We start from the raw sequence: 11,687 nt of genomic DNA, 5'->3' as shown, positions 1-11,687 counted from the left end.
CCTGCAGGACCATCCCGCCCACCAGAAGAATGAACAGAGCGAAAAAAACACCAGGAGTCTCGTTCCTCGGCTGGATTACCCTGAGAACGAGTGATTGTTACATCTCGTAGCCCCCTTGCGACTTCAGGCTAAAGCATCCGCCGGCATATTGTTTCGAACGGTCGCCGGAAGGATGGAAAGAAAATTTTCCCGTGCAACCTTTTGAGCCGTTTCCGGGGTCAACGCATCCAGCATCGTGTAGTATTTGCGAATGTTGAAAGGATAATTTGTATAATGGCCCACACAATCCGTACCGATCATAAACCGATCGGGATAGGCCTCCACAATATCCAACCAGCAGGAGCGTACTGCCAATTCGGGAAGTCCGCGAGTCACGTAGTGCTCATAGATCAACCACGACAAATCAATGGTAAGGTTTGCGTACTTGTCGAGCATCGCATCCAACATCTTGACATACTTGACCAAGTCAACATCAAGATATCTGCTCAATCCGGCATGTGCCCACGTGATGCGTGTTTTGGGATGATTCTTCAACGCATCTTCAACTTCGTACACATACAAAAGTTCCTCGAGGCTGCCGCGTGAAGTACAGTTGTTGTGAAGATTGACCGGCAGATCGTTTTCCGCAGCCAAATCATACACCAGGGACAGGGCCTCATGGTTGGCCCGCGCGGTTTCGCCGTAAGTGAGATTGGTGAGATCGTCCCGGTGGGCCAAAATTTCTCCGATTCCCTGCCACATCCCGGGAAAGGCATGCAGCATACGCTTGACGTGATCCACGGCGTACTTGTCCGTACAATTGAATCCGCACAAAAACGGGTGAAACCGATGGCGTTGCTTTGTGGGAACGCTCAAATACGCTCGGGCCACCAAAAAATCCGTTGCAGAATACCAATAGGCCCGGGAGTTGTCGTCCAGATAATAATTGGGAGCTTTTGGATCGCCTTTGTCCCATTTTTTAACCAACGGCATACCCCAAAATGCAATATGCTCGACACCGTTGGCATTCATGGCCTGAAGCAACGGGGCGATTCCGTCGGTATGCTGCAAAAAATCAACATAATGAAAATGCGCGTCACAGACTTTGTAGCGGGGTGCGCCCTTGAGTAGGTCGAGATCTTCCTGGTTGAGCGACCTGGCATACGCAGACAAAGCCGGAAGCCCCCCCGCATTGCATGCGACAGCACAAATTGCCAACATTTTCATAAATTCTCTACGCTTCATCCGATCCTCCCATAGCGATCCATAATTTTTGGGGTACTCATTTGGGTTGATCAAGCCGCTTCAGGCAACTTGATGGCCTCGTTTTCACCAGTGCAGCCGTTCTGCAGTCATGGCAGCCGACGATCCTGTGCCAAGTATACCTTTCTATGCATTCCAGCAAGACCAGCAAAAGCGCTTCCACGGTCCTGATGAAGTACTTCAACCACATCAGATTTTCCTTGAGGGCGCGTACGAATCGCTCTGCAGGTCCAATCCGTCTCCAATGAAGGGATTACGGCACCGGCGGTGCAAAATACAGGCTGAAGAGCCCCATCATGAGGGGGATGGAAACAAGGGAGACGGCAAAACTGGCAACCATGAACTGATTGACGATTTCCCGGTTGCCACCTGCCCGCTCGGTAAAAATGGGGATGGCTGTTATGGGAGGCACGGCAGCTTCCAGAATCACCAGCAGGGCGATGGGAAAAGGCGGCTGCAGGATGAGAAGCACCACCAGGGATGCCAGGGGAAAGAGGAAATTCTTGACCAGAACGAATTTCCCGACCTCAAGGGGATGGATCTTTCCCTTGCCCTTGAAATCGATATAGATAGTGCCGCCCAGGATCAGAAAGAGCAGAGGCAGGGTCATGTTCCCCACAAGGCGCAGGGCGGACACTGCCACGTCCGGGACGATATCCCCAATCCCGAGCAGCCGCAGCGAGGTGGCCAGGATGGTGGCCAGCAGGACCTTGTTGACGATCTTGGCCCAGTCGAATTTTTTGTGGGTGTTCTTGAAAAAAAGGTGCGCGGTGCTGAACAGCAGGGAAGGAAAAAGCAGCATGAAAAAAAAGAGCTTCACAATATATGGTGAATCAACCCCGAACATTTCGCCGAGTATGGCCAGGGGAAAGAACAGGGCGTTCTGATAAAACAGGCTTGCGGCAAATTCCCTGCGTGTATCCCGTTTGGATATCAGGGAAAAAAGAGCGGTAAGACCCCCCTGGAACAGGGTGAACACGGCCCAGTACACAGGAAGCAGCCACCACCCGGGAAAAGCATCCGGCTGGAAATTGTCCAGAATGTTCACAAACACGAGACTGGGCAGCGCAATATCCAGGGCCAGCGTGGAAAGGATGCCCATGGCCTTTTCTGGGAGAACCCGACGGCTCATGATCCACAGGCCGAAAATCCCGATCCCCAGAAGCAGGGATACGGACTCGAATACGGTGATCAGAATATGAATATCCACATATACCTGCCCGGTTAGTGTTTGCGATCCATCCTTCCAAGCGCTTTTTCTAACCTGATCCGATCACGTTTCGCAATCCTTACAAACCGTCATTGATATCAGCGTGATAGCACACGTCGCGTCATCGAAAACACCACCTCATCATTTGTTGCCGAGTGCCCTCTTTCCCGAGACTCGGTTACTTGACAGATTAGTATCACAGCATAATACTAGTCACAGGATCTCAACAAAGGATGTCACCAGATGACGCTCAACAAAAAACAGATCAAAACGCTCCAGGCTGTGTACGCGCAACCGACACGAGCGACAATCAAATGGGCAGACATCGAGAGCCTCCTCAAAGCATGTGGAGCCGTCCTCCTGCAAAGGCAGGGCTCACGGGTTTGCGTCAAACTTGGTGATCAACGGGCAGTTTTCCATACGCCACATCCCCAAAAGGAAGCGGTCAAAGGTGCTGTCGAGGATATCAGAGGATTTTTACAACGAGCGGGGATTCGACCATGACACACAAGGACATGTTGACCTACAAAGGCTATCTTGGAGAGATCACCTTTGATAAGGATGCAAAGCTCTTTTATGGGCGTGTGATCAATACACGCGATACCATTACCTTCCAATCGGACGATGCCAAACAACTCGAACAGGAATTTCACACATCGGTCGATACCTATCTGGACTTCTGTCATGAGCTTGGCGAGTCACCGGAAAAACCGTATTCGGGAAAATTCGTCCTTCGACTCTCTCCGGAAGGACACCGTGCCGTTGCATTGGCCGCCCAAATCGCGAACCAAAGTCTCAATGCCTGGGCAGCCGAACATCTTGTACAACGTGCGAATCAGGAACTGCAGGACTCTCATCCGGATTGAGCACGTAGCATCCTGTACTGTTCATAAGCATCTGCGCATACATACTTATAACGACACTCCCCAAAACTCGAGGGACGATCATGAATCGCACGGTTTTGCAGCCCCCCGGTAGGGGCTCCAGAAAACAATCTGCGGCATCATTACACACCCGCACGTCAAACGCACATGTATCTCGTTGAATCACATATCGCACTGGTCGGCCTGGTGACCGTTCTGGCCGTGATCAGCCCGGGGCCGGATTTCGATTTCTCCGGCAACCTCACTCCCTGTGGAAATCGGCATCGGGATCTTCATCTCCCTGACCCACCTTGTGTGGTTCGCCCTTGTGGTCGTGATGCTGACCAATTCCCATACAGAAAAATTGCGTGAACGATGGCAGCACAATCTGGAAAGAATGGTGGGGGTGTGTCTGTTCGGCCTTGGATTGAAGCTGGCGCTGTATGTGTGAGGATATACAAATGAGCGTAGCGGTAACACTGTTTCCCAAATTATCTCTCGGCTGCGGTTGATCAAGCGCACATCAAGCTCGACCCGGGTGCTCCCGGCTCCCGAAAATATGCGAGGTATATTCCCTCTTCGGCCTGATTTTATTTCATTGCACCCGGAAGAAACCGGTTCGGCGCACCGACCACGGCCTGCCGGCAAGGGCTGTTCGAGGACAGACAAAGCATGCGGATCAGGATATCTTCCAGAGCTGATTTATTCTCATGGCTGGCTTACCCCGTTCTGGGCGCTTTGAAACTCCCTCGCCTGCTGCGCTCCTATCTGCTCACAAAACGCGACCGGACGAAATAGCCCGTTTCCATATCCCGGACATCCCAGTCCATCCACAATGACACCTTATCGGGGTCGGGCCAAGATAACAGCCAAAGATAGCTTATAATAATAGCTCAAAAAGGCCTGTCTTTGGTCTTAAAAGAGCATCACCCTCCTTACAGCACCCATTTGGAGGACAAAATAGCCGTCCTAAGCGGTAAAGACGGCTTGCTTTGGGATTTTTATAATAACATTCCAGTCAGATAACAAGGTCCGACCCCCAATAAAGCTGCCAACAGGTCTATTTTTGAAAACCAACAAAATCCTGCCTCAAAAATGCAGCACAGAGAAATTCTGATGGGAAACCGGTCGGACCGGCTCACGCTCCTTATTAAACTAACGGCCTTCGAGGCCGCAGTTTTGATAAGGAGCGTGAGCGCGGAACTCCATCAAGGCTCAGGGTAAAAAACCTATTATTAAAGCTGAATATATGAAAGCATCCGATTTTGATTTTCCTGAAAATTTCTCTTGCATCCCGGGCGGGTCCATATATTTTTTATGACCACTGAAACCCTCCATTCGGGAACGTTGTACCAACCAGGATGTGTACGTCTCGTCATGACGAACCCGGAACGGTCTGCCACGTTTCCGGGTTTTTTTATGGGCTTGTCGTGGTGGAAGAATCGGGTAGGATTGTCACCGCATTGATGTTTGCATGCAATCCGGCTGTCACGGGATCGGCATAGAGATGTCTCCTATGAAATCCACGTCTTCTCTATTCACGTTTTCGTCACTCACGTCCTTTCTCGGTGGTCATGTTCCCGGCCAGGTCGTCATTCAACTGACCGACAGGTGCAATGCCCGCTGTGCCCAATGCGGCATGCGTGTGACCTCACCCTTTTCCCGTTCGACCCTGTCCATGGAACGCATTCGAAAAATTGTGGATACCATGGCTGAGCGCAACATGCAGGCTGTTTCCTTTACCGGGGGAGAACCCTTTCTGGTCAGGGATCGACTCATGGATTGTCTGGAATATGCCGGACGGAAACATATCCGTTTCATCCGCACGGGCACCAACGGATACATGTTCTGCAATCACGCCAGACCCGGATTCGCCGATGCCATGCACGATCTTGCCGCGCGGCTGTCAGCCACAAAGGTTCGCAATATCTGGATCAGTCTGGACTCCTGCGATCCCGATCTGCATGAACGCAATCGCGGGCTTCCCGGCATGGTCGAGGGGCTGACCAGGGCATTGCCCATTTTTCATGAGCACGGGATTTTTCCTTCGGCCAATCTCGGGATCAACCGTCTGACAGGCGGGGATCCCGAAGAGCTCGCTCCAGGACAGCCGCAAGACTTCCTCCAGGCCGGGTTCGAGCGGAGTTTTGAACGGTTTTTTTCCTTTGTCGAGGAACTCGGGTTCACCATTGTCAATTGCTGCTACCCCATGAGTATGGAGGATGCATCCCAGGCCGTGTACGCGGCCACCTCGGCCGAAACCATGATCAGATTCACGGCAGAGGAAAAGGTGGCCATGTTCAGGGCCTTGTACAATATACTACCCAGGTTCAGATCCCGGATGCGGCTGTTCACCCCGAGATCGTCCCTGCTCGGATTGATCGACCAGTACAAGGGGCGTCCTTTATCCTCCGCTCCCTGTCGGGGAGGATTGGATTTCTTCTTCATTGACACCAAATCGGGCCATGTCTTCCCGTGCGGATACCGTGCCGATGAAGACCTCGGGCCTCTGGAAGATCTTGATTTCTCGTCATTGCCAAAAACGCCCTTTTGCCGTGCCTGTGACTGGGAATGCTTCAGAGACCCGTCGGAGATGACTTTTCCCCTGACGGAACTGATGCGTCATCCCATGAACATCTGTTCCAAAATGGTGCGAGATGCACACTACCGCCGGGTGTTTTTGGAAGACATCCGCTACTACAAGGCATGCGGGTATTTCAACGGACGGGAGGACATGGACAGGAAGCTGCTGGAGAAAAATGGGGAGAAATGGAAGAGGCGGGAAACAGTCGAGTTGTGAAATTGTTTCGTTCCTGCAACCTGATTGTCGTATGTATCGGATAGGATCATGGGCAAAAAAGGAGGTCTTACCCATGAAACAACGCTCTCAGTTTTTGTTCGGTCGGATGGTCATGTTTGCCGTTGTGGCAAGCCTTTGTGTGGTTTTTTTCGCTGGAAACGCGTTTGCCAAGAACGCCAAGTATGTCTTCCTGTTCATCGGTGACGGTATGGGAATCCCCCAGCGTACCAGTGCTGCCCAGTTCATCAAGGGCCGGCTTCTCATGGACAGCTTTCCCGCCCAGGGGATGACAACCACCTATGCGGCAGACCGCTTCATCACCGGTTCGGCCGCTTCGGCCACGGCTCTGGCTGCCGGTCAGAAGACCAACATCGGGATGATCGGCATGGCTCCGGATACCGCCAAGGTCAAGACCGTTGCCGAAATGGCCCGTGACAAGGGACAGAAGGTCGGGATCATCTCGTCGGTGTCCATCGACCATGCCACTCCGGCTGCCTTTTATGCCCATGTGAAAAAACGCAGCCAGTACTATGATATCGATGTGGCCCTGGCCGAGAGTGATTTCGATTTTTTTGGCGGTGGCGGCCTCAAGGACCCGACCAACAAGAAGAACAATTCCGTGGACTACAAGGGCAACGCCCTGGATCTGATCAAACAGAACGGCTACAAGGTAGTCACGGACAAGAACGAGTTCATGTCTCTTGGCCAGCGTTGCGGCAAGGTCTACGCCCACAATGCCTGGCTCCAGGATTCCAAGGCCCTGCCCTATGCCATCGATACCCGTCCCGTTGACATTTCACTGCCCGAGTTCACGGCCAAGGCCATCGAACTGCTGGACAACACAAACGGTTTTTTCCTCATGGTGGAAGGCGGCAAGATCGACTGGGCCTGCCACGCCAATGACGGTACCGCAGCCATCGAAGACACACTGGCCTTTGATGCCTCCATCAACGAGGCCTACAAGTTCTACCAGAAGCATCCTTCCGAGACCCTCATCGTGGTCACCGGCGACCATGAGTGCGGTGGTCTGACCCTCGGTTTTGCCGGAACCAAGTACTCCACGGATTTCGATGTCTTGGGCAAGCAGAAGGTGTCCTTCCAGAAATTTTCCGACGACATGATCAAGAGTCTCAAGGAAAAGAATGCCGGGTTCGATGCCGCCAAACCCCTGATCACCGGGTATTTCGGCCTCAAGTTCACGGGCGATTCCAAGACCGATCCCATGGTACTCAAGCCTTTCGAGCTGGCTCAGATCAAGGAATCCTTCAATCGGAGCATGAAGGGTGACACGGAAAAGTCCAAGAATTACGAAACCTATCTCCTGTACGGCGGCTACGATCCCCTGGCCGTGACCCTGACCCACATCCTCGACCAGAAGGCCGGACTTGCCTGGACCTCATACAAGCACACCGGTGTTCCCGTCACCACCTCGGCCATCGGCGTTGCCGCCAGGGATTTCAACGGCTATTATGACAACACCGATGTGGCCAAGAAGCTCATGAAGGCCATGGGCATCGCACCCAAGGTTCACTCGGCTTCGGCGTCTTCCGCAGCAGTCATGGCCATGGCTCAGTAAAGCAGGTTCAAAAGGGGCCTTTTTGTTAAGGCTTCACCCATTGATAGCGTCTCTCATCGCCCGGTGGAACCTGCGTTTTCCACCGGGCGGTGTTTTTTCGAGGTAGACATGAACATTATCCATCATCGCGGTCCCATGCTCGTCACCCTGGTATTCTGTGCCGTATGTGTCGGGCTGTGGTTTGTGCCCACAGGGTTTGGCGAACGCGTGGACACATCGGCCGAGCGGTGCAAGGCAAGGGTCGTCAGCGTGGACAATGCCGACATCAAGCAGGTCGGCCTGGTCAAGACAGGGGATCAGACAGTCACCCTCGAGATACTGACCGGCAGGTTCAAGGGAAAGGTGGTGCAGGGTAACAACCCTGTTCTGGGACAGATGGACAGGGACAAGATTTTTGCACCCGGGGACAAGGCGCTGGTGGTTCTGACAGTGGATCAAAGCGGAGAGATCGTGTTTGTCAATCCTCAGGAGCATTACAGGATCGATCTGGAACTGTTCCTGCTCGTGCTCTTTGCCGGCGCCCTTATCGTGTTCGGAGGATGGACAGGGACCAAGGCCCTTGTGTCGTTTATTTTTTCGGGGTTCGTGATATGGAAACTTCTGGTTCCCGGGCTTCTCAAGGGGTGGGACCCTATCCTGCTTTCCCTGGGCGTGGTCGTCGTGCTCACTGCAGTGATCATCTTCATGGTCGCCGGAATGACCAGAAAGGGGGTGACCGCCTTTTCCGGGGCCCTGCTCGGCATACTGACCAGCTGCATCCTTTCCATGATTTTCACTCAATCGTTCCATATGCACGGTGCAGTTATGCCCTTTGCCGAAACCCTGCTCTATTCCGGATTCGGTCACCTCGATTTGGCTAAAATCTACGCATCGGCCGTGTTTCTGGCAGCCTCGGGTGCGGTCATGGATCTGGCCATGGACGTGGCAGCATCCATGGATGAGGTTATGGCCAAAAAACCGGATCTGAGCCGTTCCAAGGCATTGTGTTCCGGTCTTGTGGTGGGGCGCTCCGTGGTCGGAACCATGACCACGACATTGCTGCTCGCCTATTCGGGAGGCTACGTGACCATGCTCATGGCCTTCATGGCCCAGGGCATTCCGCTGATCAACGTGTTCAACCTCATCTATGTGGCAGCTGAGGTTTTGAAGACATTGGTGGGGAGTTTCGGACTGGTGATGGTTGCCCCGTTTACCGCCGTGGTCGGGGCCCTTGTGCTCAAGAAGAAGGGAGAGGTTGTGATGTCCTGAAGTTCTCAATCAAAACCGGTTTGAAACACGAAGTGTTCAAAACGGATTCTGGTTCGGGTTCGGTTTAGAAATCAGGCACGGTCCTTTCGATTTCTTCAAGGCTTGTCAGGCCCCGAATGACCTTTTTGAGGCCGTCATAGCGCATGGATTGATATCCGGCTGCTGTGGCGGCCTTTTGCAAGTCTTCGATGGGCGAGTTGCCAACGACCATCTTGCGGATGGTTTCGTCGACAAGGATCATCTCGTGGATGGCCAGACGTCCCTGATACCCGGTGTGATTGCAATGGGCGCATCCCGTGGCCTTGTAGATGGTCAGCGGTTCGAGACCCTGCCACTCAAATATCTCAGGGGACAGGCAGGCTATGTCACTGATGACCTAGGTGCCCATGCCCTCTGAATTCGAAACATCGGCACTCCCCGACAAACCGGTTCGACGTACCGACCACGGCCTGCCGGCAAGGGCTGTTCGAGGACAGCCAGAGCATGCGGATCAGGATATCTTCATGCAACTTGACCCAAAGTATCATAAAAGTATCCTTCAAATATGAAAACAGAACTCGTGACCAATGCCGGCCCCAATTCCATGACCTATCTTTTAGCGGGAGAAGTCTTCCCCACGAACATCCGGGGGAAAGGAGCGGGCTTCGCTGCCTCCATTGCCAAAATCGGAGCCGTTTCCACGGCCTTTCTCTTTCCGCTTCTTCTCCAGCATATCGGCATCGGCAATCTCCTCTACCTGCTCATGGGAACCTCCCTTGTGGGAGCGTTCCTCACCTGGAAAACAGGCATCGAAACCGCCGGCCGCAATCTTGAAAAACTGTAATGCATCCTGGCGGACCAGATCGTCTGGAACTCGATCTGTTTGAAACACGTAAGCTCTTTCGTACAAACGACTTTTACACATCCAGGATGCTGAAAATTGATTGTGAAGCGCCGCCCGGGGGGACTGCACAAAGGGATAAAGGAGAGAGAACAGATGACAGAAAACAAGCAAGGAGACGGGAGGACAAGGACCATGCCGTCATCCCGGACTTGATCCGGGATCTCTATGGGTTAAACGTGCCATGGTGTACTGACAGCAGCACAGTCCCTCGAGATCCCGGCCTGCGCCGGGATGACGGCACAAAGGAAAATCCGACGCGAAAAGTGACAACTTTTTTTCAGGACTCGACAAAATCCTTGTCCTCGAACAGAGTATCTTCGAACTTTCAGGGAGTTCCGGTAGCGTAGAGTCATACCCGCATGCCCGGGTTTCTGGGCAACCGCTATCTTCCTCCACGAATCTGTCAACAAAACAGGTCATGTCATCGCCTTGTCATCTTTGTGTGGCATGCTTTCGTCATGTGCTGTCCGGCGTGACATGGTGAACCCTTATCCCGGGAGGTTGCGTGAAAAAAACATTTGTTCTGGATACCAATGTTCTCATCGAAAATCCCGAATGCATCGAGGCGCTCAGAAACGGTCAGGAGAATGATATCATCCTGCCCTATACCGTCCTTCTGGAGCTGGACAGACTGAAGAAAAACCAGCGCCTTTCCCATATAGCCGCCAAATCCATTCGGATCATTCAGGCGGACACGAATCTGACCATCCTGCCCCCCTTCTCCCTGACCCGGTTTACCGGAAACGGGGACGACAGTATTCTCGAAGAAATCCGTCAAAGCGACATCGTTGATCCCATTTTGGTGACCAATGACAGGATCATGCAGATCAAGGCACGACTTTTCGGGATAACCTGCGAAGACTACAGGGATTCCAAACCATTCAGGAGCGAATCCCAAAGTTACACCGGGATCATTCCCAACCATCCCGAAGCAGACATCGTTCCCAACTGTTTCCAATGGGACGAGGCCAAGCCTGTCTTTCATGGCCCGGACGGGCCTGTACCCTTCGGGTATCAGCATACCGTCTGGGGGGTTCAGCCGCGTAACATCTACCAGAACATGGCCTTCGAGCTCATGCTCCACCCCAAGATCGACCTGGTCAGCGTTCAATCCGAAGCTGGCTACGGCAAGACGTTTCTGGCCCTGGCAGCCGCCCTGCAACTCTGCCTTCAGGACAAGGACAACACCTACCGCAAGATCTATCTGGTCAAGCCTCCGGTGGAGATCGGGGAAAAAATGGGTTTTCTTCCTGGTGATATTGAAGACAAAATGGAGCCCTATATCAGGTACATACGGGACCTGGTGGCCAAACTCCACGATCTCAGACCGGCCAACCGCATCTTTGACAATGACCAGAGCCTGGGTCGATTCAATCCCAAAAAATTCGAAATCCTGCCCATCGCCTATATCCGGGGCATGAACATCGAGAATGCGGTAACCATCATCGATGAAATGCAGAACGTCTCGCGCATGGAAGCCAGATCACTCCTGACCCGCATGGGCCAGGGCGTGAAGTGTTTCTGTCTGGGGGATACCCGTCAGGTGGACAACCCCTACCTGAACGAGGGAAACAACGGGCTCAACTGGGTGGTCAAAAAGCTCAAGGGCATGGATAGATATGCCCATATCGTGCTCAAGGGGGACCGTTCGCGCGGACCCATCACGGACATGGTTCTCAAAGCAGGGTTGTAGAGAAGGGGCTACATTGTGCCTCTATTGGTTTTCTTTGCGATGCGCCCAAAAATGTTCTCCCGCCAACGATTGTCTCCACGCAGCTGGGTTCGAGATACAAAGTACCCTTTTGCCGGATGAACCTACAAAGCTTACTGCAACCCGCACTTACATTTCGGAAAATATTTCGGCA

General features: G+C 52.9%; 12 protein-coding genes. 9 read left to right on the top strand and 3 right to left on the bottom strand.

The window, feature by feature from the left end; translation table 11 throughout:
• Positions 1–123: 123 nt before the first annotated feature.
• Together ACY692_RS12720 and ACY692_RS12715 are read right to left on the bottom strand one after the other, a co-directional pair.
• A complete protein-coding gene (locus tag ACY692_RS12720; protein ID WP_462325748.1) occupies positions 124–1,206 on the bottom strand; it encodes an amidohydrolase family protein in 1,083 nt (360 codons plus the stop codon).
• Between the two features lie 289 nt (positions 1,207–1,495).
• Positions 1,496–2,452: an AEC family transporter gene (locus ACY692_RS12715; RefSeq protein WP_462325747.1), complete on the bottom strand. Its 957-nt coding sequence runs from the start codon at positions 2,450–2,452 to the stop codon at positions 1,496–1,498.
• A gap of 243 nt (positions 2,453–2,695) precedes the next feature.
• Here ACY692_RS12715 and ACY692_RS12710 point away from each other — a divergent pair, with 243 nt between their 5' ends.
• From ACY692_RS12710 to ACY692_RS12685, 6 genes are all read left to right on the top strand, one after another.
• Complete coding sequence (locus tag ACY692_RS12710) at positions 2,696–2,956, top strand: type II toxin-antitoxin system HicA family toxin (RefSeq protein ID WP_462325746.1); 261 nt, start codon at positions 2,696–2,698, stop codon at positions 2,954–2,956.
• On the top strand, positions 2,953–3,318 hold the full coding sequence (locus tag ACY692_RS12705; protein WP_462325745.1) for a type II toxin-antitoxin system HicB family antitoxin: 366 nt from the start codon (positions 2,953–2,955) through the stop codon (positions 3,316–3,318). The genes ACY692_RS12710 and ACY692_RS12705 overlap by 4 nt, the downstream gene beginning before the upstream one ends.
• Positions 3,319–3,586: 268 nt before the next feature.
• Positions 3,587–3,766, top strand: coding sequence for a hypothetical protein (locus ACY692_RS12700; RefSeq protein ID WP_462325744.1), 180 nt, complete (start codon positions 3,587–3,589; stop codon positions 3,764–3,766).
• 1,065 nt (positions 3,767–4,831) lie between these two features.
• On the top strand, positions 4,832–6,115 hold the full coding sequence (locus ACY692_RS12695; protein ID WP_462325743.1) for a radical SAM protein: 1,284 nt from the start codon (positions 4,832–4,834) through the stop codon (positions 6,113–6,115).
• Positions 6,116–6,188: 73 nt separating this feature from the next.
• Positions 6,189–7,691 (top strand): alkaline phosphatase, encoded by a 1,503-nt coding sequence (locus ACY692_RS12690; protein WP_462325742.1) that lies wholly within the window; start codon positions 6,189–6,191, stop codon positions 7,689–7,691.
• Between the two features lie 108 nt (positions 7,692–7,799).
• Positions 7,800–8,939: a YibE/F family protein gene (locus ACY692_RS12685; protein ID WP_462325741.1), complete on the top strand. Its 1,140-nt coding sequence runs from the start codon at positions 7,800–7,802 to the stop codon at positions 8,937–8,939.
• Positions 8,940–9,003: 64 nt separating this feature from the next.
• On the opposite strand, the gene ACY692_RS12680 is transcribed toward ACY692_RS12685, so the two are convergent.
• Positions 9,004–9,195 carry a hypothetical protein gene (locus ACY692_RS12680; protein ID WP_462325749.1) on the bottom strand — a complete coding sequence of 64 codons (192 nt, stop codon included), beginning with the start codon at positions 9,193–9,195 and terminating at the stop codon, positions 9,004–9,006.
• Between ACY692_RS12680 and ACY692_RS12675 the strand changes: the two genes are divergently transcribed.
• From ACY692_RS12675 to ACY692_RS12665, 3 genes are all read left to right on the top strand, one after another.
• On the top strand, positions 9,184–9,336 hold the full coding sequence (locus ACY692_RS12675; RefSeq protein WP_462325740.1) for a hypothetical protein: 153 nt from the start codon (positions 9,184–9,186) through the stop codon (positions 9,334–9,336). The two genes, ACY692_RS12680 and ACY692_RS12675, sit on opposite strands and share 12 nt — an antisense overlap.
• A 147-nt stretch (positions 9,337–9,483) precedes the next feature.
• Positions 9,484–9,762 (top strand): MFS transporter, encoded by a 279-nt coding sequence (locus ACY692_RS12670; RefSeq protein ID WP_462325739.1) that lies wholly within the window; start codon positions 9,484–9,486, stop codon positions 9,760–9,762.
• A 565-nt stretch (positions 9,763–10,327) separates the two neighbouring features.
• Positions 10,328–11,515, top strand: a complete 1,188-nt coding sequence (locus ACY692_RS12665) for a PhoH family protein (protein ID WP_462325738.1) — start codon at positions 10,328–10,330, stop codon at positions 11,513–11,515.
• Positions 11,516–11,687 lie beyond the last annotated feature (172 nt).

Source organism: Desulfoplanes sp. (assembly GCF_054921335.1).
The sequence above is the reverse complement of the archived record's forward strand: the minus strand, read 5'-3'. Positions and strand labels throughout refer to the sequence as shown.

Excerpts from the sequence above, each read along its gene's own strand:
- ACY692_RS12720 (WP_462325748.1), bottom strand. The coding sequence starts at position 1,206 with ATGAAAATGTTGGCAATTTGTGCTGTCGCATGCAATGCGGGGGGGCTT.
- ACY692_RS12710 (WP_462325746.1), top strand. The coding sequence starts at position 2,696 with ATGACGCTCAACAAAAAACAGATCAAAACGCTCCAGGCTGTGTACGCG.
- ACY692_RS12705 (WP_462325745.1), top strand. The coding sequence starts at position 2,953 with ATGACACACAAGGACATGTTGACCTACAAAGGCTATCTTGGAGAGATC.
- ACY692_RS12695 (WP_462325743.1), top strand. The coding sequence starts at position 4,832 with ATGAAATCCACGTCTTCTCTATTCACGTTTTCGTCACTCACGTCCTTT.
- ACY692_RS12690 (WP_462325742.1), top strand. The coding sequence starts at position 6,189 with ATGAAACAACGCTCTCAGTTTTTGTTCGGTCGGATGGTCATGTTTGCC.
- ACY692_RS12685 (WP_462325741.1), top strand. The coding sequence starts at position 7,800 with ATGAACATTATCCATCATCGCGGTCCCATGCTCGTCACCCTGGTATTC.
- ACY692_RS12670 (WP_462325739.1), top strand. The coding sequence starts at position 9,484 with ATGAAAACAGAACTCGTGACCAATGCCGGCCCCAATTCCATGACCTAT.